The sequence below is a fragment of the Pseudomonas sp. Mn2068 genome, assembly GCF_049319725.1.
In the GTDB taxonomy this organism is placed as follows: Bacteria; Pseudomonadota; Gammaproteobacteria; order Pseudomonadales; family Pseudomonadaceae; genus Aquipseudomonas; species Aquipseudomonas gingeri.
Genome location: NZ_JBMOUG010000005.1, coordinates 369,820 through 394,970 on the forward strand (window position 1 = coordinate 369,820; position 25,151 = coordinate 394,970).

Below are 25,151 nucleotides of genomic sequence, written 5' to 3' on the forward strand. Positions count from 1 at the left end.
AACTTGAAAGGGACAGTCTTTCAATTTTCATCTACTTATTGCACCAACGGGTAAACATTAACCTTCTCTCCACTCGGACGAATTCACGTCCCGCAGAGGAGAATTCATCATGCTGACCCTTCGTAAAGCCACTGATCGCGGCGTCGCCAATCACGGCTGGCTGAAGTCGTTCCACACCTTTTCCTTCGCCAACTACCGCAACCTCAACGAACAGGGTTTTTCCGACCTGCTGGTGATCAACGATGACCGGGTCGCGGCCGGCAAGGGCTTTGGCCAGCACCCGCACCGCGACATGGAGATTTTCTCCTACGTGCTCGACGGCGCCCTGGAACACAAGGACACCCTGGGCACCGGCTCGGTGATCCGCCCCGGCGATGTGCAATTGATGAGCGCCGGCAGCGGCGTAGCCCACAGCGAGTACAACCACTCGGCCAACCGGCCCGTGCACTTCCTGCAGATCTGGATCGTGCCGCAGGTCAGTGGGGCGCAACCGCGTTATCAGCAGGAGCATTTCAGCACCCAGAAGAAGCGCGGGAAAATGGCCTTGATCATCTCCCCCGACGGTGCCCAGGGCTCATTGCAGGTGCGCCAGGATGCGCGGGTCTACGCCGGTCTGATCGACGGCCAGGAATCCACCAGCATCGAACTGGCCGCCGACCGCTACGCCTACGTGCACGTGGCCCGTGGCAGCGTCGAACTCAATGGCCTGGTCCTGCAGGCCGGGGATGGCGTGCGGGTGCGCGAAGAACGCTTGCTGACCCTGGGCAACGGCGTGGATGCCGAAGTGCTGGTGTTCGACCTGCGGCCGCAGGAGTTGCCGCAAATGCCATGACGAGGACAGGCCCGGGACGCATCAGCCCTCGGGCCTGGTTTATGGGCGATGTTTATATAGCCAGGCGTAATAGCTGGTATAGCCAACCAATAATGGCAAATAGCCCATGGCCGTCTAAGTTCATGACTACCGCCCTGGGAGTGTGACCAGGAACACACTCAGCCTGTCGCTGAATCAGCCGGAGAGCCCTTCTCGAAAAAAAACGACATCGCTTTCAAGTACTGAAACGGAACTCAGTCATCATAATCAAGAGGGACGCTTGATGAAGCGCAGCCGGTGGTATCGTGCGTTTTCAAAAAAGGGGCCAGCCAACCATCACTGGCTGTCGTTAGTCTGTTTCGCCGGCCTGGTCATCGCCAGTTTTCTGTTGTTCGAGCAGCAGATCCAGGGTTTCCTCGAACATCTGAGCCTGTCTCATCCCGCTACACCCACCCAGCAATTCAACCTGGCCCTCCTGCTGATCGCCCTGCTGGTGCTGGACGTCGTGCTGCCGGTGCCTTCGAGCATGGTCGCCCTGCTGGCCGTCGCCTTGCTCGGCAGCGTCGGTGGCTACCTGGTGATTTTCATCGGCCTGTGCCTGGGGGCCGTGTTCGGCTACGGCCTGGGCGCCGGCTACTTCCGCCTGCTGTCGCCCCGGCTGAATCCCGCGAAGCGCACACCCGGGGCATTCGCCACCCCGTTGGGAACCCTGTCGCTGATCTGCCTGCGGGGCGTTCCGGTGCTGGCGGAAACCTCGGTGGTGGCGGCCGGCATGCAGCGTTACCCGCTACGCTCGTTCCTGCTGGTGACCACCCTCGCCAATGCCGGGCTGGCGCTGGCCTACAGCGCGATCGGCACAGCCCTGCTGGAACAGAACGCGCTGCTGGTGGCGATCCTCGCCAGCATGGTGCTGCCGGGCCTGTTCCTTGGTGCCCGCAGCCTGCTGCGCACCTACCGGACGCATGCCAGAGCGGATGACACGCACACCCTGCACGGGCGCTTCGAGGTAAGCTACCACTACCCGGTGGTGTTCACCGAGCATATGTTCGATCCCGCGAACCCGTGCCTGCGGGAACAACTCACCCGCCTCCAGGCCGGTCCGGTCAAAGTCCTGGTGTTCGCCGACGAGCAACTGCTGCACAGCCGTCCGCAGTTGCTGCAGCAGATTGATGACTACTTCGCCGCTTGCGCCACCGACCTGCGCCTGCAAGCACCACCGCTGTCGGTGCCGGCGGGAGAACTGAGCAAGCAGCCGGATGTCTTGCAGCGCCTGTATGAACAACTGCTGGAACAGGGCATGGATCGCCATGGCTATGTCCTGGCGCTGGGCGGCGGCGCCACGCTGGATACGGTCGGCTACGCCTGCGCCACCTTCCATCGCGGCATTCGCCTGATCCGCATTCCCACCACGGTGCTCGCGCAGAACGATGCCGGCATCGGGGTGAAGAACGGCATCAATGCCTTCGAGCAGAAAAACCTGCTGGGGGCCTTCTACCCCGCCACGGCGGTGATCAACGACTTCCAGTTGCTGAGCAGCCTGTCACCCCGCGACCAGATCGCAGGGCTGGCCGAGGCGGTGAAAGTCGCCGCGATCAAGGATCCGGCCTTTTTCCGCTGGATGGAGCAACACGCCGAAGCCCTCGCCGCCTTCGAACAGCAGGCCAGCCGCTATGCCATCCGGCGCTGCGCCGAGCTGCACCTGGGACATATCACCGGCGCGGGCGATCCTTTTGAACGGGGCAACGGTCGACCGCTGGATTATGGTCACTGGGCCGCGCACAAACTGGAAAAACTCAGCCGGCATCGCTTGCGCCATGGCGAAGCGGTGGCCGTGGGCATGACCCTCGATGCGCTGTATGCCAATGCCCGCGGGCTGCTGTCCGACAGCGAGAACGAACGCCTGCTGCACCTGTTGTTCAGGCTCGGCTTTTGCCTGAACCCGCCCGAGTTGTTGCTGAAAGACGCCCAGGGCCGTTTCCTCATCCTGCAAGGGCTGGAAGAGTTCCGCCAGCACCTGGGCGGCGAGTTGTCCATTCCCCTGCTCAGCCGTATGGGCGAGTCCCTCGATGTCCACGAGATCGAGCCAGCCCTGATGGAGCAGGCCTTGCAACGCCTGTCCCATTGCACGGCGCCGGTGCCGGACGGGATACAGGACTGTCCGCAATGAACGGCCAGCACCTGAGTCTGCGGACCTGGATGACCCTGGGCCGCGTCTCCAACCTGCCGACGGTGTGGACCAATACCCTGGCCGCCGTGCTGCTGGCCAGCAGTGCCGGGGCGCTGGCTTCGCCCTCGTCGCTGGTCTGGATACTGCTGCTGGTCACCTTGTCGCTGCTCTACCTGGCCGGCATGTTGTTGAACGACCTGTTGGACGCCGACTGGGACCGCCAGCACCAGAACCCACGCCCCATCACCCTGGGACTGGTCAGCCGACGGCAAGTCGGACTCGCCACCCTGTTGCTGCTGTTGCTCGCCACGGTGGCGGTCGGCGGCCTCAGCCGGCTGATCGAGGAACCGGTCTGGCTGCTGGGCAGCGTCGCCCTGCTGGCGGGCTTTATCCTGGCCTACAACCTGCTGCACAAGAAGTACGCCCACAGCGTCTGGCTGATGGGCGCCTGTCGCTCGGCGCTGTACATCACCGCCGCCGCCAGCCTGGCCGTACCGCCACAACCGCTGTGGCTCTGCGCCGTGCTGCTGGGCACCTACATCAGTGGCCTGACCTACCTGGCCCGCCAGGAGCACCGCAACCAGTTGCTCAGCCGCATTCCCCTGCTGTTGATGCTCAGCCCGCTGGCCCTGGCGGCCTACGCCGACAATCTCGAGTTCTGGCTGGTGCTGCTGTTCTGGCTCGGCTGGCTGGGCTGGAACTACCGGCGGCACCTGGCCAACCCGGCGCAGCGGCAAGTGAGGGCGTTTATCGGTGCGGGTCTGGCCGCCCTGCCGCTGTTCGATGCGCTGGTGCTGGCGGTGGCCAACCAGCCGTTGGCCAGCCTGGCCTGTGTCCTGGTGTTTTTCCTGCTCCCCTACTTCCAGCGCTGGATCAGACCGACATGAACCTGCCTATCACGCCCTCACCCCGCCATGCACTCGACCTGCGTCACGATACCCTCGCCGAACTGCGCCGGCGCTTCATCGAGCCCCTGGACGACAACGCCCGACAGTGGTGGCAACAGGCGCATGAGCGCCTTGCCCGGCAGCCGGATGCCAACACCGTGGCGCTGTTGAGCAGCCAGTACAGGCGCGGGCCCGGGCAGCACATCGCCGGCAACAGCGCCTGGCCTCACACGCAACTGGCCCATGTGCTGCTGTCGGCCCTGGCCCTGGAACATCAGGCCGCGGCCGACCGCCTGCCGCTGTTACAGCAGTTGTTCCGCTGGGCCGACGACCAGGAAAAGATCGCCCTGCTCAAGGCCCTGGACTGGCTGGACAGCCAGGGCGCCTGCCTGGGCCTGGCGCTGCAGGCCGGGCGGACCAATAACAGCCAGGTCTTTGCCGCCATCGCCCTGAATAACCCTTATCCGGCACGGCACTACGATGAACGCGGGTTCTATCAACTGATTCTCAAGGCGCTGGGCATGAGCCTCGATGTGCGCTGCACCGAAGGCCTGGCCCAACGCCGCAGCCACACGCTGAACCAGCTGGCGCTGGACCTGCTGGAAGAGCAACTCGCCGCCGACCGCGCCGTCTCCGTCGGCCTGCCCCACGTGATCGCCTTTGCGCTGCTCAGTCCCACCCAGTTGCAGCGCCTGGTCAATCTGGACCAGCAGCAAAGGCTGCCACCGGGCTGGCGCGAGCACCTGCCCGGCTAGATCCGTTCCGTATCCAATCGCTGCCCGACAGCCCACGCCCCTGCACGAGGATTCATCATGCTGAAGTACTTCGACCCGCATATCCATATGGTCAGCCGTACAACCGACGACTACCAGAACATGGCCGCCGCCGGTATCACCGGGGTCATCGAGCCGGCCTTCTGGCAGGGCCAGGCCCGGACCAGCGTCGGCAGCTTCGTCGACTACTTCGACACCCTGCTGGGCTGGGAACGCTTTCGCGCCAGCATGTTCGGCATCCACCACTTCTGCACCATCGGCCTCAATCCCAAGGAAGCCAATGACCTCTCGGTGGCCAACGAAGTGCTGGAGATTCTGCCGCGCTACCTGGTCAAGGACGGGGTCGTGGCGATCGGTGAAATCGGCTATGACGACATCACCCCCGAGGAGGACCGCTTTCTCGCCGCCCAGCTGGAGCTGGCCCGACAGTTCAACCTGCCGGTGCTGGTGCATACGCCACACCGCGACAAGATCGGTGGTACCAGGCGCACCCTGGCGGTGATTCGCGAAGTGGGGATCGCCGAACACTTGGTGATCATCGATCACCTGAACGAACTGACCCTGCCGCTGGTGCTGGACAGCGACTGCTGGCGCGGCCACTCCATCTACCCCAACACCAAGATGTCGGAGCAACGCATGGTGGCGCTGCTCCAGGAGTACGGCACCGAGAAGATGGTGGTCAACAGCGCCGCCGACTGGGGCATCAGCGACCCACTCAAGGTCCCGAAGACCGGCCAGGCGATGCTCTCCGCCGGCTTCAGTGAAGCCCAGGTCGAGCAGGTGTTGTTCCACAATCCGATCGATTTCTTCGCCCAGAGCGGTCAGTTGGACAAGGCCCTGGTCAGTACCCCGCTGCCCATCGACCAGCGCCGCCAATGGCAGGAGAACTCCGCATTACGGGGCCAGGAACCGGTGGTCAAATGAGTCTCGGCAGCGGCTGGCATGCCGCCCAGCTCGGCTACTGCGGCAACGTCCACCCGGCCCCCGACCTGGCCGGCCTGCGCATGTCGATCCAGCGCCAGTTCCAGGGTGTCCGCCGCCAGCGCGGTCTGGCCGAACAGGACAGCGGCCTGTGGATCAGTGCCCGGGCCGCCGCCGAGTTGCAGTCCGGGCCGGCCCGCGAGTCCTTCCTGGCACTGCTGCGCGACAGCGGCCTGCGCCTGACGTCGCTCAACGGTTTCCCTTATGGTCAGTTCCATCAGGGCGCAGTCAAGGCCGAGGTCTACCTGCCCGACTGGGCCGATCCCCGACGGCTGGAATACAGCCTGCAACTGGCGCGACTGCTGGCGGCGGCGTTGCCGGCGGACTGCGCGCGGGGCGTGATTTCCAGCGTGCCGCTGGGTTATGCCGCCACCTGGGACACACACCGACAGCAACGGGCCGGGCAACAACTGCGCCAGCTCACCGCCGCACTGGCCGCATTGCACCGGGAAACCGGCAAGCAGATCGTGTTCTGCCTGGAGATGGAGCCGGACTGCGTGCTGGAGACCACCGACCAGGCCATCGGCTTCTTTCGCCACTGGCAGGCCAGCGATCCGCACCATGCCCACCTGGCGCTGTGTTTCGATGTCTGTCACCAGGCGGTGGTCTTCGAAGACTGCCACCAGTCGCTGAGCAGGTTGCTGCAGGCCGGGGTTCCGGTCGGCAAGATCCAGCTGTCCAACGCCCTGGTGTGCACACTGCCCTCGCCCGACCACCCACGCCACGCCCAGGTGCTGCAGGCCCTGGGCGACTTTGACGAAAGCACCTACCTGCACCAGGTCAAGGCCCGCGACCGGCAGGATCGCCTGCGGGCCTGGGCCGACCTGCCAGCGGCCCTCGACGATCCGGCGCAAGACCTTGCCCGGTGCCCGGAACTGAGAATCCATTTTCACGTCCCGTTGTTCAGCGAACAACTGCTGTTGCCGGAGCTCCGCAGCAGCCAGGAGGCCTTGTTCCAGACCTTCGATTTTCTCGCCGGGCACCCGGCATTCCGTCCGGTGCTGGAAGTGGAAACCTACAGCTGGAACGTGCTGCCGCCGCAACTGCGCCCGCAGACCGCGGAAGAGCTGCTGCAAGGCCTCGCGGCGGAACTGCGATGGGTCGAGGCACAGTTGCGCACCCGCCACCTGCTGAGCCCCCGGCCACACCCGCAGGAGGCCTGCGCCCATGTCCGCTGAGCAACGCCAACCTCTGCTGCTGATCAATGTGGTGGGGCTGACACCGGCCTTGCTCGGCGACTCGACGCCACGCATCAACCAACTGCTGGGCAATGCGCGGATGGCCCATCTGCAGCCGGTCTTTCCCGCAGTGACCTCGACCGTGCAAGCCTCGATCCTCACCGGCCTGCCGCCCTCCGGTCATGGCATCGTCGGCAACGGCTGGTATTTCCAGGACCAGGCCGAGGTGCGTTTCTGGCTGCAGCCCAACGCGCTGATCCAGGGCGAGAAGGTCTGGCAGGCCCTGCAACGGCAACTGCCGGACTTTCGCTGCAGCCAGCTGTTCTGGTGGTTCAACATGTACGCGGACGTGACCGCGGCCATAACCCCGCGCCCGCACTATCCGGCCGACGGGCGCAAAGTCTTCGGTCTGTACTCGTCACCGCCGACCCTGCACGAAACCATCGAGCGGCAGATCGGCGAGTTCCCCTTCCATGGTTTCTGGGGGCCCGCCGCCGGCATCGCCTCCAGCCGCTGGATCGTCGATTGTGCGATGGCCGAGTACCAGATCAACCGGCCCGATCTGCAACTGGTCTACCTGCCGCACCTGGACTACGGCCTGCAACGCCTGGGCCCCGAGCATCCGGCCATCGCCGATGAACTGCGGGCCATCGACAGCGAGGTCGGGCGCCTGCTGGACTTCGCCGGACAACAGGGTGCGGCGGTGATGCTGCTGTCCGAGTACGGCATCGAGCCGGTGCGCGAATCGATCTCGCTCAATCGCCTGTTGCGTGCCGAAGGCCTGCTGCAGGTGCGCCAGTCGCTCTCCTGGGAACTGCTCGACCCCGGCGCCAGCGCGGCCTTTGCGGTCTCCGATCACCAGGTTGCCCATCTCTACATCAGCCAGGCCCGGGACATCCCCAGGGTCAAGGCACTGCTGCAGCGCCAGCCCGGCGTCGAGCAAGTCCTGGACAAGCAGGAACAACGCGCCTGGCAACTGGATCACGCCCGCAGCGGCGAGCTGGTGGCGGTGGCCGCGGCCGGTTTCTGGTTCGATTACTACTACTGGTTCGACGACCGCAAGGCGCCCGACTTCGCCCGCACCGTGGACATCCACCGCAAACCCGGCTACGACCCGCTGGAGCTGTTCGTCGACCCGGCCATCCGCTTTCCCAAACTGAAGATAGCGCGCCGCCTGCTGCAGAAAAAGCTCGGCTTTCGCTACTACATGGACCTGATCCCGCTGGACACCCGGATGATTCGCGGCAGCCACGGCCGGCTGCCGGAAAGTCCCGCCCACGGGCCACTGCTGATTACCAATTGCGACCTGCCGCTGCCGGAACACCTTCCGGTGACGGCGGTAAAGCAACTGCTCCTGCAACACTTCCTGGGGCAGCCCTACCGTGACAAGGCCAATGCCAAGGAGCTTCCATGCGGCGAGCCATTTCGATAACAGTTCTGAGTACCCTGGCCGGGTTGGCCCAGGCTCAGAACGCCAGCAGCTTCAACTGCAACGACTTCCTGCAGTTCGGGGGAGACGTCAACAAGATCCGCGCAGAGTTTCTCAAGGGACCCGAGACCCTGACCTGGAACTGGTTCGTCTGCCTGAACCAGCCCGCTGCCAACGGCAGCCCCAACCTGGTCTGGGAAACCCTGAAACCTTCCGACCAGGTCTACCTGAGCGACGGCGCCAAGCCCCTGCCCTACAACCAGAGCGTGCCTCCGCCCGGCGCGGTGCTCGCCCAGGCGAAGACACTGGGCCTGAACCCCAACCGGCTGTTCCACAACCTCAACGCCACGCAACAGGTCGACGGCATGATCCTGGAGATGGGCGGCGCCGTGCCGGATGCCGAAAAAGGCAAGCCGGTGCGCTTCCAGCTGCTGATGTCCGAAGGCACCTTCGACTACATCGTGCAGAAGCAGGTCTACAACGTGAACGGCCAGGCGGCCCTGACCAGCAACCTGGACTTCCCCTCCACGGCCTGGGAACTGAAAGCCTCGTGGCTGTGGATCGGCACCGACACCCAGTACCAGAAGACCCTGCAGAGCGACGGCTACTACATCGCCCAGGCCTACTACCAGGAAGGCAACAAGTACCAGGTCGGCTACGCGGCCCTCAGCGGCCTGCACGTGATCAACAAGCTGAATCCGGGCTGGGTATGGACCACCTTCGAGAACGTCAACAACAGCAAGTACACCGTCACCAATGCGATCCCGCCCACGCCGATGACCAACAGCACCGGGCCGACACCCGCTGCCGTCCCGGTCAACACCACGTTCCAGGCGGCATACCCGGCACTGGCGAAGTACGAGCTGATCGGCACCCAGGTCCAAACCCATCCGACCCTGCTCGCCAACTCCCAGTTGGAGTCGGCGTTCCAGAGCCAGTCGTCGTGCTTTGCCTGTCACGGCACGGCGGCGTACTCGGTGCAGAAGGGTTACTTCAATTTCGCCATGAAGGAACAGGGTGGTGTCGTCTACCCCACCGCCCCGGTGCCGGAAAAAGACTTTGCCGGCTACAACAAACTGGACTTTGTCTGGTCGCTCAAACGCGCCCAGTGGCAACGCTAAGGAGCATGACATGAGCGTATTGAATTTTCCCCGCATCTACTTCAACGGGCATATGTTCTGGAACCCGCCGACGGCCAACAACAACGATGTGTTCCCGGCATACGAAGCGGTCAAGATGGAGATGAACTGGCCCTTTCTCGCCCACTACGAGATCACCCCGGCCAACGCCGCCAGCACCCTGATGCCCTGGTTTATCAAACCGCTGGCATTCAGCGATGTCCCCGACTATGTGCTGCAGGTACCGGGCAACGCCGACCCGAAGAACTACCCGATGATTCCCGCCGAATGGGACCTGTTCGGTGACAACGCCTGCGGCACGGTCAATTACGGCCAGACCCGCTCGGTGATCATCGGCGGAGAAATCCAGACCGGTGCGTACATCGACCAGGATGCGCTGATCAACAAGCCCTACCAGTTGCTGGGCAATCCACTGGGCAGCAACAGCCTGCCGCCGGCGCGCTTTGTCGATGTCAGCCCCTGGCAGAACACCTTCACGGCGCTGTATTTCGACAAACTGGTGCTGGGCGACGCCCAGTGCGGCCTGACCCTCAACCGCCAGCACCGGATGCTCGACCGTTTCCTCAACTTCAGATGGGCACCGCTGGGCGGGCTGATCAGTGTCACCACCACCTGGCAGACCTGTTTTCCCAGGGACCATATTCAATGGGTGATCGGCGACTCGCAACTGCTGCAGAACCTTCAGCAACAGATGGATCAACAGAACGCCAAGGGCCTGATGTTCCGCTTCTCCACCTACCTGACCTGCTACGACAAGAACGGCATTTTCAACAACTATCCGCCCATCGATACCCACACCAACAGCGCCGCGGCCCACGCCAAGGTGCAGGAGATGTACCAGAAGGGCCTGGACAACGTTGCCGACATTTTCTTCAACCCGGCCTACAGCCGTACCGCCGGCACCCTGGGGCTGTGGTTCGAGGATGAGTTCCCCACCGCGCCGGCGGGGCAACGCCTGGTTCCCGCCGCACCGATCAGCCTGTACAAGAAGGTGCCCGGAGATACCACGCTGCCACCGGGTGTCGCAATCCAACTGGGGGTGACCTCGACGCACCTGCAGTCCGACAGCGATACGCTGTCGCTGGACCTCTCGACCACCTTCCCCTTCTACCAGGCCAATCCGGGTGCCGATATTCCCGTGGCGGAAAAGTACCAGGTCGGCGATTTCACCCTGGGTGTCAACAACGCCGGTCAATTCACCGCCGTGGCCGATTTCGGATTTGCCCAGTATCAACAGGCCGCCTTCGACAAGCGCTCCGGCATCCTCGATCTGCCGTTCAACGCGTCACTGCGGCAAAAGCTGCAGACCGGTGCTCTGGAACTGCGCCAGAACGACAACGCCATAACGACCGCTACCCAGCAGAAATGGACCGCCGAAGTGGTGCAAAGCGCCAGTTTCATCGATGTCGGCGACAGCCGGACCTTGCAGATCATGGTGCAGCGCGACGGCCAGCCGGCACCGTCCGGTACCGTGCTGTGGGTCGCGGAGTACGCCAACGCCTTCATGCTCAGCACCAGCAACTACTATCTGACGTTCAGCAACGCGGCCGACTTCACGCTGTTCTACGACTATCCGCAGGATCGCAAGCAGAACCAGCCCAACCTGCCGCAGTTTGTCGATAGCCTGCAAAAATCCGCGCATGCCAGCACGGGCAGCGGTCGCCGGCTCACCGCCATCGATACCGGGATTGAAGCCGATCAGGGGATTCCCATCACCTATCAGCAGTACCTGCCGACCGCCGCCTCGGTGTCCCTGGCTCCCAGCCTGGCCTTCGACAAGGCAATAGCGATGCAGGGAACGCTGCAGGACCCGAAAAACAGTGTCGTGAACTACAGCGTCACGCAGATACAGACCGACGCCAATGGCATTGCGCTGCTGACCGCCAAGGGTCAGGCCCCGGGCTTTCCGACCCTGCGCTTCTTCGTACAGGAAGGCAAACAGCCGCCGAAGATCCCCTTCAGCTTCAACTACACCGAGGCCTATACCGACTTCCTCGCGCCGTTGCGACTGTTGCCACTGGAGCCGCAACTGGAACAGGACTTCGTCAACGAGTGGAACAAGATCTACCAGAATGCCAGTGCACGAATCGTGATCTGGGACACCTTCATCTACCCGCGCATCCTGCAGCCCTTCTATTACCTGTACCCGATCATGAGCAAGTACATGCCCCTCAACTCCCTGGAGCGGATCGAGGGCGCCGTCGACCAGTTGATCGTGCTGATCAGCAAGGAGTACCAGGAGGAAAGCACCCTGTCGATGCCCATCACCCGCGATATGTCGCAAAGCCGCCGCGCCGTGCTGGAGCTCTGGGCGCAGGCACTGGTCAAGCGCAACTACCCACCGCTGCCCCTGAGCATGAGTGACTACGATCAATACTGATCTGCCCACCGCCAACGGAACGCCGGGTGACGCCCTGTCACCCGGCACCTTGAACATGGAGTGTTGTCATGACCCTTACCGTTCCCGATCACCCGATCGAAAACCTGCGCGCGGGCCGTATCATCGCCGAGGGCCTGCTTAATCCGCGCGGCCTGTGCGCGCGCTTCGACGGCAGCCTGCTGCTGGTGGAAGCCGGCTCCGGTCTGCCGGACCAGCCCCTCAGCGGCCGTATCAGCCGCCTGCTCCCCGACCCGCAGAACCCCGGCGCCTACCTGCCTCGGGAAACCGTGGCCCAGGGTTATCGTTCGATGAACATGCAGGCGCGCATGTTGCGCGACGAAATCATGGGACTGTCCGATGTCGCCCATGGCGAGGGGCGCTACCTGGTCAGCCTGACCGACTACGTCGAAGGTTCCCGGTTGCTCGACCTGCAGTACAGTCCGCCCGAACCGGTCTTCAGCAGCCGCGGCAACCTCAATGCACTGTGCTACCACCCGACCCGGCACAGTTGGCTGGCGGTCAAGCCCGATACCAACCAGTTGGTGGAGTTCACCGCCGAACACGGTGAGCGGGTACTGGTCGAACTGCCCGACCTGGACCAGGGCCAGGACGCCGTGCCGGTGACCCTGGTCCATGAACCGGCGACCGACGCCGTACTGATCAGCCTGTTCTCCGGTGAACTGCACAGTTCCCCGGCCCGACAGGGGATCGACTTTGCCGACAAGGCCGGACAGGTCATCCGCGCCTGGCCGGCCAGCGGTCAGATCGAGACCGTGGTGCGCGGCCTGCAATTGCCCACTGGCCTGGCCCTGACACCCACGGGCCAACTGCTGATACTGGAACTCTGCGACCGCCTGCTCGAACCCCTGCCACCGGGCTGGGCGGGCGAAACCCGGCATGGCGGCTTCGAGCGGTTCAGCGGCCGGCTGCTGAGCTGCGACCTGCAAGCGGGCCAGGTCAGCGTGCTCGCCCTTGGCCTGGATACCCCGTCCAACCTGTGCCTGGTGCCGGGCGCGGTGGTGGTCAGCGAAGGCATGGGTTTGAGCGGTCGTGCGCTGCCCACTCCGGAGAACGGCGTGAAGGCCCTGACCGGCCGGCTGCGACGCATATCGCTCGATGACCCGGCGGATGACTGAGGACCGATGCCGGAGGATTTGTATGTGACTGTATCCCGGCCGCCTCCAGCCAACTTCGCATACAAATCCCGACCTGCACGACATGCGCGCGATACACGACGGGGGCCTGATGGACTCGCCGTATCCGCGGTGTCCCGCGCGGCCCAGCCGTGCATGTGCAGGAGAACCATGATGTCCGTCATTGCGTCCCGTAACCCCCTTGGAACCTTCGGCCTGGTCCTGGCCGTCACCGCCCTCGCCGCCTTCTCGAACTTGTCCCAGGCCCAGGAAGCCACCGCGCCGGCCATGAAAAGCTGGCAGACCGGACTGCACCGTACCGACCTGGTGCAGAAGGACCTCGACGCCACGTCCGGCCGCGAAGTGATCCAGACCCGGGTCGACTTCGAACCCGGCGTGGCCGCGCCCCGCCACTCCCATCCCGGGGTGGAAGTCGCCTATGTGCTCAAGGGCACCATGCAATATGAGCTCGAAGGGCAGCCGCCCGTGACGCTCAAGGCCGGCGATTCGCTGTTTATCCCCGAGGGCGTCGCCCACCTGGCGAAGAACATCGGCAAGGACCAGGCCTCGGAACTGGCCACCTACGTGGTGCACAAGGGCAAGTCGCTGGTGGACCTGAAACCGTAACGCCAATGCAGGCAAACGCCACCCCAAGCGCGTGGCGTTTGCCTGGCCGCACGGCAGCGAATCCTAATTTCTCGATATCGCCGCCTAGTTTTCAAATTGCCCTGGCGCACCCGAGGTGGCCTAATCGGAGCTTTGTAATCTAAGGCTCCCACATGGAAAACGTTAGAGCTTCAAGCGCTCATGCCGTCTGGCTGATGGTCAGCGTGGTACTGGTCGCACTCAACCTGCGGCCGTCAATGGCCGCTGTCGGCCCGCTGCTGTCGGCCATTCGTGGCGATATCCCGCTGAGTTTCAGCGCCGCCGCGTTGCTGACCATGCTGCCGGTCATGGCCATGGGCCTGGCGATGTTCCTCGGCATGCGCATCGCCCAGCGCTTCGGCGAGCACCGCACCATTGTCGTGTCGCTGCTGGTCATCGGCCTGGCCACCGCGTCGCGGCTGTACCTGGACAGCACCGCCGAACTGATCCTCAGCGCGGTACTGGCCGGCCTCGGCATCGCCCTGATCCAGGCGGTGATGCCGGCGCTGATCAAGTCGCGCTTCAGCAACAATGTCTCGCTGTTCATGGGTGTCTACGTCACCTCGATCATGGGCGGCGCGGCACTGGCGGCGTCGTTCTCGCCGTTTGTCCTGGCGCAGACCGGCAGCTGGCGGATCAGCCTGGCGGTCTGGGGACTGCTGGCACTGGTGGGCCTGATCGTCTGGTTCGCCCAGCGCTCGGCGGTACCGCACCTGCCCCAGGCACCGGCCAGCGGTCGCCAGGAATCGTTCGTCGGTAACTCGCGGGCCTGGCTGCTGGCGATTTTCTTCGGCCTCGGCACCGCCTCCTACACCTGTGTGCTGGCCTGGCTGGCGCCCTACTACGTGGAAAAAGGCTGGAGCGAACAGAGCGCCGGCCTGCTGCTGGGCCTGCTGACCGCCATGGAAGTGGTGTCCGGCCTGGTGACCCCGGCGATTGCCAACCGCAGCCAGGATCGCCGCCTGGTGCTGGCGGTGCTGCTGTTGTTGATCATCGCCGGCTTCTGCGGCCTGATCCTCAGCCCCGAACGCTTCACCCTGCTGTGGCCGTGCCTGCTGGGCCTGGGGATCGGCGGCTTGTTCCCGATGAGTCTGATCGTCTCCCTCGATCATCTGGACAACCCGCGTCGCGCCGGCGGCCTGACCGCCTTCGTGCAGGGGATCGGCTACCTGATCGCCGGCCTTTCGCCGCTGATCGCCGGGATGATCCGCGACCAGCTGGGCAGCTTCGAGTGGGCCTGGTGGTCCCTCGCGGCCGTGATGGCGGTAATGATCGTGATGGTGCTGCGCTTCAATCCCAAGCATTACGCACAGCATATCCAGTAAGCGTCGACGGTCCTTCCAGGGTCTCCCCAGCGGCTGCCCGGCCAGCCTTGAAAGGACCGTTTCCCGTCTCCCCGCGCCATTGCGCCACGCCTCTTCCCACCCGTGCCCGCAGGCCATCATGGCCACGCACGCCCAACCCTGGAAACACTCATGAAACCAGCCAGTTTTGCCACCGCTCACGGCGGCATGTTGATCTGGGCGATCCTGATCGCCGCGTCTTTTTTTGCCGCCGCCGAGGTCGGCCAGTCGATCGACCCGATCCTGCTGACCGGCCTGCGCCTGTTGTTTTCCGCCCTGCTGTTCCTGCCGCTGCTGTTGAACAACACCTCGCCGATCTCGCTCAAGGGCCTGCTCGCCCATGGGGTGCTGGGCCTGTTGCTGGCGGCGTATTTCGGCTCGCTGTTCGAGGCGTTGCGCTACACCACCGCGGTCAATACCGCGACGCTGTACACCTTGGTGCCGCTGATGACGCTGTGCTTCGAAGTGTTCTTGTTGCCCAGCCCGAACCTGAAGACCCGCCTGGCACCGATGGTGCTCGCGGCGGCTGGCGCCGTGATGCTGATCCTCAAGGGCGCGGCGCCAGGAGAATTGCCCGCGCTGTATCCGGTGCTGGTATTCGGTGTCGGTTGCCTGGCGATGGCGCTCTACTCGCCCTTGAGCCAACGCTTCAAGGCCGGCGTGTTGAAGGGCCGCGATCCGGTGGCGATGACCTTCTGGAACATGCTCTTCGGCGCGCTGTTCCTGTTGGCGTTCTGTCTGTTCAGTGGGGGCTGGCGCAGCGGGGCGCTGCTGACGGGGCGGGATATGTTCTGGCTGTTGTACCTGGCGCTGTTCGGCACCCTGGCCACCTTCTGGCTGCTGCATCGGGCCATCGGGGTGATCGCGCCGTCGACGGTGATTTCCTATGTCTACCTGAACACGCTGTTCGTGACCCTGTTCCACTGGTTCTGGCTCAGGCAGCAACCGACGCTGATCGAAGCCGTCGGTGCCGTGCTGGTGGCGGTCGGCATGGGGGTGCTGGTGATGACCAGTCGTGCCCCCAAGCCGGTGCTGGCGTAAACGGCCTCAGGGAGTCGTTGCACCCCGGGGCATGACCGGGGTCCAGCGCTCCAGCTGGCGCTCGAGGAACGCGGCGACGGCCAGCAGGCGCTCTTCCTGCCAATGGGGCCCGACGATCTGGATGCCGATCGGCAAACCGCTGTCCGGGTCATGACCGGCGCGAATCACGACCGCTGGCGAACCGGACAGGCTGAACGGAAAGACAAAGGCATAACGGTCACGGTCGTCCAGGGACTCGCCATGGGCAAAGGCCACGTCCGGGAACACCGGACAGATGAACAGATCGTGCTCGGTGAAGAACTTCGCCAACTGGTAGCGGAAGGTGTCGATCGCAATCCAGTCGCGCTTCATTTCGTCGACGCTCAGCTCGACATCGCCGCTGAGCCGAACCAGCTCCGCCGTCGCCGGGGTATAGGCCTGCTTGTTCATCGCCTGGAACAGCCGCTGCCAGCCACGACCGCCATCGGCGCCGGTGATGAACACCCGCCACAACACGTCGCAGGCCTCATCGAGCATCGGCGGCACCGCCGCAGAGAGCCCGGCGACCACCGTCCCCAGGCACGCCTCGACCCGCTGCAACACCTGCTTCACCCCAGGGCTGACCCGGGTCCGCGCCGATTCCCAGGACAGTGCCACACGCAGCTCGGCCAGGGGCTTGCTCTCGACAAAGGGCACGTCGACGGTGTCCGGATCCTGACCGTCGGCACCGCTGATCAACGGCCCGAGCAAGGCCAGGTCATCGACATACCGGCCCATCACGCCAAAGGCCGAAGTCAGGTGGAACAGGCCCGAGCGGTCATTGGGAAACTGCCCGGTCAACGGCACCCGGCCCTGGGTCAGCTTGAGGCCGCAGATGCCATTGAAGTGCGCCGGAATCCGCACGCTGCCGCAGGCATCCGAGGCCAGGCCGGCCGGCGAGCAGCCGGCGGCGATGGCTGCGGCTTCACCGCCACTGCTGCCGCCGGCGGAGCGCTGCGGATCATAGGGGTTGAGGGTGCGGCCATAGAGCAGGTTCTCGGTCTCGAAGGCCATGCACAGCTCGGGCACGTTGCTGATGCCAAGGATGATCGCCCCGGCTTCGCGCAGCCGTGCCACCACCGTGGCGTCCTGCTCGCTGGTCTCGCCGAGCAATTCCTCCAGGCCCCGCGACATGCGAAAACCCCGCACATGACAGACGTCCTTGATGGTCAGCGGGACCCCGTGCAAAGGTCCGCGCAGCTTGCCGATACTGGCCAGCTCGTCAGCCTCGCGGGCCTGGCGCCGCAGTTCGTCGACCGACTCCAGCTGGATCAGCGCATTGATCGAGCGATTGCGCTCGGCAATGCGCTGCAGGTAGAACTCCAGCAGGTTCACGCTGGTCAGCGCGCCCCGGCGCAACAGGCCGGCCATTTCGCGCAGGGTCAGGGTGTCCGGATTGAACATGTTCAGCGCTCCCCCTTGCTGCGCAGCAGCTTGTTGGGGATCTGGTACATGTTGCGCACCACCAGGGAGAACGCCTTGATCCCCAGGGCCGGCCGCTGGGCGATGGCCTCCAGGGCTTCCTCGGTCATGGTCAGCACATGCCGCAGCGCCTCGGGGGTGATGTTCAACGGCGGATAGAAACGCAACACCGGGCGACTGGCCTTCTCGTTCATCGAATGCCCGGCATGAATGCCGCGCTTGCCCAGCTCCATGCTCATCAGCGCTTCATAGACCGAGCCGCGCAGGCGCAGGCCGGTCATCAGGCCGACACCCGGCACGTCCTCGACGATCTGCGGGTAGCGCTCGGCCAGCCGTTGCAGGCCGTGGCGCAGCAGGCCGCCATTGACCCGTGACTGCTCCACCAGGTCGTGCTGCTCGATATAATCGATGGCCGCCAGGGCCGAGGCACAGGCCACCGGGTGACCGCCGTTGGTACGCTGGTCCGGCTCGATCTCGCGCAGCGGATGCTGCCGGGTCAGGCGCTGGCTGTACATGGCACAGGCAAACGAGGTGTAGCCGCCGGTCAGGCCCTTGGAAAGGATCATGATGTCCGGCACCACTTCGTCGTACTGCACGGCGAACCACTTGCCGCAACGGCCGAAGCCGGTCTGGATCTCGTCGGCCACCAGCAGGGTCTCGGTCGCGTCGCACAGGGCACGGATGTTGGCCATGTAGCCCACCGGCGGAACCTGTAGGTGCGCGCCGCCGAGGATCGGCTCGACATACACCGCGCACACGCCCTCGCCCACCGCCTTCTGCAAGGCGGCGAAATCGCCGTACGGCACGTAGGTCACCTGCGGCGCATGGGTGCCGTAGCTGCGATGGTGCTGTTGCTGGCCGAGGATGCTCATCGCCGCCAGGGTCTTGCCGTGATAGGAATCGCCCATGACCACGATGCCGCGACGGTGCTTCTGTACCTTGAGCACGTAACGCAGGCTCTGCTCGATGGCCTCGGCGCCGGAGACCATGTACTGCACATCGCCCCAGTCGCCCGGGACCAGGTCGCGCAGGCGCTCGGACAGCGCCTCCTGCAACGGATGCACGCGCCCTTCCGGACCCCACGCCATGCGGTTCAGCTGGTTCTGCACCTGCTCGCGCACCAGCGGGTTGCGATGGCCGACGATAAACACCCCGTAGCTGCAGGCGCAGTCGATAAAGCGCTTGCCGGCATGGTCGGTGACATAGATGCCATCGGTGTGCTGTTCGACGCTGGTCTTGCCCAGGCGGTAGAGCTTGGCCGCCGAGGCACTCCAGTGACGCTGGCAATCATCCAGCAGTTGCTCATGAGGCAGGGTTAAGGACATGGCTGAAAGTCTCCTTGATAATCTGGGCGGCACGCTGGATGGGTTCGGCACGGGCGGTGATCGGGCAACGCAGGATCAGCTCGCGGCCCCGTGGTTCGCTGACGTAGACGCCTTGTTCGTACAGCGCCTCGCACAGCTCGGCCGGTGTCAGGTCGGCGGGCACGGGCACACTGACCCAGGCGCCGCAGGCCACCGCCCCGACCGGGGCCAGTGCCTGGGCCAGGAGCCGACCATTCTCCAGGCACTGCCTGGCCGAATCGTGGGTGCGCACATAGTCCAGCGCGGTCAGCGCGGCCACGCAGGCCATCGGGTTGCCCGCGGTGGTGCTGCCGTGCTTCGCCGGGCTGCTGCGACCGTAGACGTCATAGGCCATCCGCTCGCTGCAGGTATAGGTGCCGATGGGAATGGCGCCGCCCCCCAGGGCGCCGCCGAGGACCACGATATCCGGCGTGTTGCGATAGCGCTGGAAGCCGAACAGGTGGCCCAGGCTGCCCAGGCAACTCTGCACATCGACCGCGATGACCGGCGCCGAAGCCTTGGCGGCCCGGGCATACACCTGGTCGAGCAGTGCCTGGTCGATCAGGCGCAGGTGACCGCTGCCATCGATCACCGTGCTGGTGTGGCAGACCGCGAAGCAGTCGTTCCAGTCGACCGTGTCCAGGTCACCGACCTGACTGATCGCCACCCGCTCGAAGCCGAGGAAGCGCTGGACCTCCTGATAGTCCTGGGACGCACTCAGGCAGCGCCCGTAACTCAGCGAGCCATAGTCGCCGCCCTGGATGAAGACAATCGTCTTGCCCTTGGGCTTGAGGCCCTTGCACAGCTTCAACGCACCCTCGAAGGCTTCGTCGCCGGAGCTGCACACATAGGAGCTGACCAGCGGCTCGGGCAACTGCTCGGCCAGGGTGCGGCACAGGGCGATCAGCGGCTCGGACATCAGCACCCGGTTGGACAGGCCCATGATGCCGGCCTGGCGGCTGACCGCGTCGATCACCTCGGGCACCTGGAAGCCGAAGCCGCCGCTCAGGTCGACGATCTGGCGACCGTTGCCGTCGGTGTAGGTCTCGTACTGGCCGGTGATGATTTGTTTGTTCCTGGTTTTCATAGAGAGGTCTCAGCGGTAGCTCAGGGCGTTGAAAATGCGCCGACGGTCGTCAACGATGGCTTGGCGGCCGTGCATCACCCTGCGGTTGTCGATCATCACCATGTCGTGGTCGCGCCAGCCCACCGGGTAGGTTTCCTGGGCGGTCACGGCGGCGATCTCGACCAGGAACTCGCCCGGGATCGGCAACCCCGACAGCGTATCGATCACCGGCGCCTCATAGTTGAAGGACGGTCCGAGGATGCTGTTGGCGAAGGCCGGACGCCGGCTGAACTCCGAGACCAGGATCGCCGAGGTGGTGAAGGCGTAATGGATCGAGTCGTCGGTCGGATTGAAGGAAATCTGCGTGCGCGGATCGTCGCCGATGACCTGCAGCAGGTCATCGATGACCACCGCCGCCGGGTCCGACAGCGTCGAGGAATAGTGGCAGACCAGGCGGCGCCACTTGTCGCCGGCAACGGTGCGGCTGTAGCGGATCGGGTTCAGTTCGAAGAACTCGCGGCACTGCGGCGAGAGTTTCGCCAGGACCCGCTCGCCATCGCACAGGGTGGTTTGCGAGCCCTTGCGCGGTGCTTCCTGGCAATAGAACCAGGTGATGTCCGGCCAGAACGGCGAGTTGCCGTTCTCGCAATGCAGGCCGACGGCATCGCGCCCCGCATCCACCAGTTGCGCCGCGCCACCGACCATGACCCGGGCCGGATCGAGGCTCAGTCGCGAGCTGTGCTGGCGGACAAAGGCACTGAAATCCTCGGCGTTGTGAGTGCAGTTGCGAAACAGCACGACGCCGTAGTGTCCGAGCAATTCGTACAGTTCGGTCTTGCCGAGGCTGCCGAAATGGCGCGGTTCGACAATCGAGATATCGGGGTTTTCAGAGTGATAGGCAGGCGTGTTCATGGTGTGCATTCCCTTGCAGAGTGGCGAAGACAGTGGCGATATCGGCGCGCTTCGGGCGGCCGGTCACGGTGTAGAGTTGTTCGAGCAGCGGATCGTCCTTGGTCAGCAGCCACAGGTGGCTCGGGCGCTCGATATCGGAGAAGCGACGGCCCGACCAACTGGCCAGTGCGGCGTGGTCCGGTTGCGCCTCGACACAGAGCAGGGCCACCAGGCCGTGATCCTCGTCGAAGAACACCGCGGCATCGCGCACCCCCGGGTATTCGCGGTATTCCAGCTCGACCTGCTCGGGGCTGACGTTGCGGCCATTGGGCAGGCAGATCACGTTCTTCTTGCGCCCCCGCACATACAGGTAGCCGTCGGCATCCAGTTCACCCAGGTCGCCGGTGTCCATCCAGCCGTCCGCGGACATCGAGCAGGCGCTCGGGTCCAGCCCGGAATAACCGCTGAACAGTGAACTGCTCTTGACCTCGATGGTCTGGTCGGCGCCGATGCGCACCTGGACATGGGGCAGTGGCTTGCCGACGCTGCCCAGGCGCTGGTGCTGCGCGGTGTTCATGCTGACCACCGAGGCGTTCTCGGACAGCCCGTAGCCCTGGAACACCGGGATACCGTCTTCGGCCAGGGCATTGAGGATATCGAGGCCGACCGCCGCGCCACCGCAGGTGATATGCACACCCGAATGCAGGTAGCGCGACAGGCGCTCGCCCTGCGCATCACCCCGGGCCAGTTGCTCGTAGAAGCGATTGAGCATCACCGGCGGAACCGTCAGGGCTGTCGGCTGGACCCGCAGGATCCAGTCGATCAGGTTCTGGGGCGAAGCCCCCGGTTCACCCAGCAGCGGCTCTTCTTCCGGCAGGAAATACACGGTCCCACCTGCCAGCAGCGGCAGGTACGCGGCGGTGACCTGCTCCAGCAGCAGGCTCAGGGGCACCAGCGACAGATAGCGACGATGGGCATCGGCCGGCATGCCCTGGCGCAGGGACGTCAGCACCGCCCCCACCGCCGCCGTGCTTAGGCGTACACCCTTGGGCCGGCTGGTGGTACCCGAGGTGTGGATGATCTTGCAGATCCAGTCGCTGTCGTCCGGCTCGTGCAGCAACGGCTGCTCCAGGGCCGGCTCGCTGATACGGCGCAGGCGGTCGGCGGGGAAATCGAGCAGCCAGCGCTCGGCCAGGGTACGCAAGCCCGCGTTGTCCACCAGGAAACCGTCGCAACGCTCGGCCAGGTGCTCGGCCTGGGACTGACTGAAGGCCAGGGGCAGCGGCAAGGCAGTGATCCCGGCAAACAGGCAGGCCAGGTCGGCGATCAACCAGTCACTGCTGTTGCGCGTGGCAATGCCCAGTACCGCACGTTCGCCACCAGGGGTGACGTTGAAGCGGCGCTGCAGCTCGGCGGCGAGGTTCAACGCCCGGTGTTCCAGCTCGCCATAGGTCAGGGCAATCCCATGCTCGGGACCTGCGGCGACACAATCGACCGAGCAGACTTCATGACGGTTGACCTGCAAGGCCAGCCGCAAGTCGGCAATGAACGCACGGCTCATGGTTGCGCCCTCACTGGCAGATCGGTCGGTAGCTGGCTGAACAGGGTGTTCAGGGTCAGCGCGGCGAATCGCGAGCGCTGCGGGTCGACGCGGATAAACCCGGTGACCGGCAATTTCGAGTAGTAGCTGCCCCACTTCTTGCCGGCTTCATCGGCCAGTCGCTGCGGGTCGGCGGCGAGCAGAGGTTCGAAGACGATCTGGCAGCTCTCCATCATCTCCCGGACCCGAGGCGTGACCGTGCACAGCAGGTAGTGGGCCCCCATGCACCAGGCCAGCAGGGGAATCATGTTGACCATGATGATGCCTGCCGTCAGGTGATGGGAGATCAGGCTGCCGATCTCGGCGATGTTCGCGCGGTCGATGGTTTTCTCGAAGCGGCGCGACAGAATCGTCTCCACCGGCTCCGGCAGATACTGCTCGGAGAACAGTGTTCGATGGTCGGCAAAAGTTATACCGGCGCAAGAAAGAATCCGTTCCTCGGCGTCTTGCGTTAGTGCAAAATATTGCGGGTTTGGTTCCACGCTTGCCTTATAAGAGCTGCGAAATTTTTCCTTCACAACTTCCGTTGCCTGCGTCCACAAGGGTGTCTGGCTTTCCGTGACACGTACCAACATTTCGTCCTCCTCCGTCCCTGTGCAGGGGTTATCAAAATGTGAGCCGCGAATATATGGAGGAGGACTCCTACAGGCTATTTAAAAACTAAATTGCATCCGCTAATATACAAATAGGCAGATTTAGTAAAAACATGAAGAAAAGTAATACCCATGGATATTCACCGAGACGGATTTTATGCTCAATAGCAATTTGCTCAGAAAGCTGGACATGCAGGACCTGATGGTATTCGTCGCACTTTATGAGCAGAACAGCGTCACCGAGGTCTCCGAAACCCTCTGTGTCAGCCAGTCCACCGTGAGCTACTGCCTGAAAAAGCTGCGCACCAGCTTCGAGGACGAGCTGTTCATCCACACCCGTAATGCCATGTGGCCCACCAGCAAGGCCACCAGCATGTACAGCCATGTCATCAACATCATAAAGAGCATCAACCTCTGTCATTCGGAGACTAAACCCTTCGATCCGGCGAAGAAAGAGATCACGTTCAATATCTGTGCACCTGAATATTTTGAACTATTGATTCTGCCCAGCCTGCTGAAGAGTTTTATCAAGAGCAGTTTCCCGGTCATATTGAACATCCACAAGTTTCATAAAGACATTCCGGTCGAGAAACTTGCCGATGGCCGTTTCGATCTGGTTATCTGCTCCGGCCCCAATTTTCATCGCGACGCGAAGAACTTCAAATCCAAAATACTGCTGGACGACGACCTGGTGTGCGTGGTCGACAAGAACTTCATGCCACCCGACAACAAGTTCAACCTGGAAACTTTTGTCGAGCGCCAACATATCTTTCCAACGCCCTGGATGTCGGACACCAACATGGTCGACGGCTGGCTCGGCAAACAGGGTTATACCCGGCAGATAGTTGCTCGCTCCAACAGTTATGTCGCGGCGCTTGAGATGATCAACGGCACCGACCTGGTGCTCACCCTGCCCCGTCGCATCCAGGCGCTGATCTGCGACGAAAGCAAGTTTTCCTTCTGCAAACCCCCGGCGGGCCTGCCCAGCTTTACCATGGACATGCTATGGGACCGCAAGGCCGGCCAGAACAGTGCCAACACCTGGCTGCGCGAACAGATTGCCAAGGTCTGCGCCTAGGAGTGTCGCCGAGAGCCGGGACACGCGTTTGAGTGTGTACCGGTTCCGGTTAAATTGGTGCGGTGTCAATTAAAGGCCAAGTGGCGGCTTAGTTGTAAAAACGTCGGACAATCCGTCGATACTCATACTCCGGGCACGAGACACGGAAAACCTCTCGCCAGGCACTGCGCAAAAACATGTTACATACCCGCCGATATGCACGAATGCAGCCGTTCATGGGCATTTGCTGCAGCAACAAGGGACGTTGGCAACATATTGACGTCATTATTATGTTGATAATCTTTTGCTAATACACCCGTTGTTCCTTTCTGGGGGCGTTGTACGTAACAGGTGGGCGGGCATAGGGTCCGACTAGTTGCAGCCAACTACTCCCGACGGTGACGAAACGCTCCCAAGGGATAGATCGAGGTTTAAACCCCAGCCAGGCATGTAGGCCTATTCACACCAAACCTGTCCGTCCCATCTGATTTTCGCCACGGTGCAACACCGCTAGTATCGGCCTGACAACTCCCTGCCATTGACCACCGCGAGGCTGCCTGCGCCTTATGCCCCAGACCACCCGCCCGGCTGAGCCACACACCGCCAGCGTGCAGATACTGCGCATCGAACTGAAAACCATCATTCCCACGATCTGGCGCCAGGTCGCGGTGCCTGACAGCATTTCCCTGGACACCCTGCACCGGGTCATCCAGACGAGCATGGGCTGGAGTGACACCCACCCGCACCGCTTTGAAATCGCCGGCAGGCACTACAGGGCTCCAGTCTCCGGCAGTCATCAGGACGGCTCGCCGGTCGCGGAACAAGGCAATGCCCTGGTTCACGTGTTGCAGCAGCACAGCACGTTCCACTATGTCTACGATTTCGGCGACAACTGGGAGCACCTGATCACTCTGGAAAAGACCCTGCCCGCCGAGGCCTGCCCCGCGTTGCCGTACTGCATCGACGGGGCCAACGCCTGCCCACCGGAAGATATCGGTGGCGCGCCCGGGTATGGCGAGTGTCTGGCCGCATTGACCGACCCCACTCATCCCGAGCACGGAAACATGCTGGAGTGGTTCGGCGAGAGCGGTTTTGATCCGGCCGCGTTTGACGCGGTCCGGGTCAATCGGTTGCTGAGGCAGATCGGCGCCTGAGCCCGCTATTGGCACGCCCCTGGCGCTATCCAGAACGTCTTCAACGAACGTTCGGTCAACACATCCGGCCCCACAGAGGGGAAATCCATTCGTCAATTCC

Annotated in this window: 21 protein-coding genes; 15 read left to right on the plus strand and 6 right to left on the minus strand. The window is 63.6% G+C overall.

Features of this window, described 5'->3' with window-relative positions; translation table 11 throughout:
- Positions 1-109 precede the first annotated feature (109 nt).
- The 13 genes from ACL9RJ_RS14805 to ACL9RJ_RS14865 all read left to right on the plus strand — a co-directional run bounded on the left by ACL9RJ_RS14805 (position 110) and on the right by ACL9RJ_RS14865 (position 15,907).
- Positions 110-832: a pirin family protein gene (locus tag ACL9RJ_RS14805; RefSeq protein ID WP_017128874.1), complete on the plus strand. Its 723-nt coding sequence runs from the start codon at positions 110-112 to the stop codon at positions 830-832.
- 262 nt (positions 833-1,094) lie between these two features.
- Positions 1,095-2,978, plus strand: a complete 1,884-nt coding sequence (locus tag ACL9RJ_RS14810) for a 3-dehydroquinate synthase (RefSeq protein ID WP_177119024.1) — start codon at positions 1,095-1,097, stop codon at positions 2,976-2,978.
- Positions 2,975-3,865 carry a UbiA family prenyltransferase gene (locus ACL9RJ_RS14815; protein WP_017128873.1) on the plus strand — a complete coding sequence of 297 codons (891 nt, stop codon included), beginning with the start codon at positions 2,975-2,977 and terminating at the stop codon, positions 3,863-3,865. The genes ACL9RJ_RS14810 and ACL9RJ_RS14815 overlap by 4 nt, the downstream gene beginning before the upstream one ends.
- On the plus strand, positions 3,862-4,620 hold the full coding sequence (locus tag ACL9RJ_RS14820) for an EboA domain-containing protein (RefSeq protein ID WP_422765397.1): 759 nt from the start codon (positions 3,862-3,864) through the stop codon (positions 4,618-4,620). Before ACL9RJ_RS14815 ends, ACL9RJ_RS14820 begins: the two co-directional genes overlap by 4 nt.
- Before the next feature lie 57 nt (positions 4,621-4,677).
- On the plus strand, positions 4,678-5,562 hold the full coding sequence (locus ACL9RJ_RS14825) for a TatD family hydrolase (RefSeq protein WP_178992026.1): 885 nt from the start codon (positions 4,678-4,680) through the stop codon (positions 5,560-5,562).
- Positions 5,559-6,797 (plus strand): metabolite traffic protein EboE, encoded by a 1,239-nt coding sequence (eboE, locus tag ACL9RJ_RS14830; RefSeq protein WP_422765399.1) that lies wholly within the window; start codon positions 5,559-5,561, stop codon positions 6,795-6,797. The genes ACL9RJ_RS14825 and eboE overlap by 4 nt, the downstream gene beginning before the upstream one ends.
- A complete protein-coding gene (locus tag ACL9RJ_RS14835; protein ID WP_422765400.1) occupies positions 6,787-8,229 on the plus strand; it encodes an alkaline phosphatase family protein in 1,443 nt (480 codons plus the stop codon). The genes eboE and ACL9RJ_RS14835 overlap by 11 nt, the downstream gene beginning before the upstream one ends.
- Positions 8,208-9,347: a hypothetical protein gene (locus ACL9RJ_RS14840; RefSeq protein WP_017128868.1), complete on the plus strand. Its 1,140-nt coding sequence runs from the start codon at positions 8,208-8,210 to the stop codon at positions 9,345-9,347. Before ACL9RJ_RS14835 ends, ACL9RJ_RS14840 begins: the two co-directional genes overlap by 22 nt.
- Positions 9,348-9,357: 10 nt before the next feature.
- A complete protein-coding gene (locus ACL9RJ_RS14845; RefSeq protein WP_177119028.1) occupies positions 9,358-11,745 on the plus strand; it encodes a hypothetical protein in 2,388 nt (795 codons plus the stop codon).
- Between the two features lie 68 nt (positions 11,746-11,813).
- Positions 11,814-12,881, plus strand: a complete 1,068-nt coding sequence (locus tag ACL9RJ_RS14850; protein WP_103032825.1) for a hypothetical protein — start codon at positions 11,814-11,816, stop codon at positions 12,879-12,881.
- A gap of 171 nt (positions 12,882-13,052) precedes the next feature.
- Complete coding sequence (locus ACL9RJ_RS14855) at positions 13,053-13,505, plus strand: cupin domain-containing protein (protein ID WP_178992018.1); 453 nt, start codon at positions 13,053-13,055, stop codon at positions 13,503-13,505.
- A gap of 152 nt (positions 13,506-13,657) precedes the next feature.
- Positions 13,658-14,848: a cyanate transporter gene (locus tag ACL9RJ_RS14860; protein WP_042936715.1), complete on the plus strand. Its 1,191-nt coding sequence runs from the start codon at positions 13,658-13,660 to the stop codon at positions 14,846-14,848.
- Positions 14,849-14,998: 150 nt separating this feature from the next.
- The gene (locus tag ACL9RJ_RS14865) at positions 14,999-15,907 is read left to right on the plus strand and encodes a DMT family transporter (protein ID WP_017128864.1); all 909 of its coding nucleotides are present in this window, start codon (positions 14,999-15,001) and stop codon (positions 15,905-15,907) included.
- A 6-nt stretch (positions 15,908-15,913) separates the two neighbouring features.
- Here ACL9RJ_RS14865 and ACL9RJ_RS14870 read toward each other — a convergent pair whose 3' ends face one another.
- From ACL9RJ_RS14870 to ACL9RJ_RS14895, 6 genes are read right to left on the minus strand one after another with little or no spacing between them, the layout of a single operon-like run.
- A complete protein-coding gene (locus tag ACL9RJ_RS14870; protein ID WP_177116436.1) occupies positions 15,914-17,329 on the minus strand; it encodes an amidase in 1,416 nt (471 codons plus the stop codon).
- 2 nt (positions 17,330-17,331) lie between these two features.
- Positions 17,332-18,672: an aspartate aminotransferase family protein gene (locus ACL9RJ_RS14875; protein WP_422765401.1), complete on the minus strand. Its 1,341-nt coding sequence runs from the start codon at positions 18,670-18,672 to the stop codon at positions 17,332-17,334.
- Positions 18,650-19,777, minus strand: coding sequence for an aminotransferase class III-fold pyridoxal phosphate-dependent enzyme (locus ACL9RJ_RS14880; RefSeq protein ID WP_017128861.1), 1,128 nt, complete (start codon positions 19,775-19,777; stop codon positions 18,650-18,652). Before ACL9RJ_RS14880 ends, ACL9RJ_RS14875 begins: the two co-directional genes overlap by 23 nt.
- A 9-nt stretch (positions 19,778-19,786) precedes the next feature.
- Positions 19,787-20,668, minus strand: coding sequence for a TauD/TfdA family dioxygenase (locus ACL9RJ_RS14885; protein WP_212810853.1), 882 nt, complete (start codon positions 20,666-20,668; stop codon positions 19,787-19,789).
- Entirely contained in the window at positions 20,643-22,208 is a 1,566-nt protein-coding gene (locus ACL9RJ_RS14890; protein ID WP_177119031.1) for an AMP-binding protein, read from the minus strand. Before ACL9RJ_RS14890 ends, ACL9RJ_RS14885 begins: the two co-directional genes overlap by 26 nt.
- The gene (locus ACL9RJ_RS14895) at positions 22,205-22,822 is read right to left on the minus strand and encodes a thermostable hemolysin (RefSeq protein WP_042936705.1); all 618 of its coding nucleotides are present in this window, start codon (positions 22,820-22,822) and stop codon (positions 22,205-22,207) included. Before ACL9RJ_RS14895 ends, ACL9RJ_RS14890 begins: the two co-directional genes overlap by 4 nt.
- A gap of 175 nt (positions 22,823-22,997) precedes the next feature.
- On the opposite strand from ACL9RJ_RS14895, the gene ACL9RJ_RS14900 reads away from it, so the two are divergent.
- Complete coding sequence (locus ACL9RJ_RS14900) at positions 22,998-23,918, plus strand: LysR family transcriptional regulator (RefSeq protein ID WP_017128857.1); 921 nt, start codon at positions 22,998-23,000, stop codon at positions 23,916-23,918.
- 545 nt (positions 23,919-24,463) lie between these two features.
- The gene (locus ACL9RJ_RS14905; RefSeq protein WP_177109497.1) at positions 24,464-25,051 is read left to right on the plus strand and encodes a plasmid pRiA4b ORF-3 family protein; all 588 of its coding nucleotides are present in this window, start codon (positions 24,464-24,466) and stop codon (positions 25,049-25,051) included.
- The last annotated feature ends 100 nt before the right edge of the window (positions 25,052-25,151 follow it).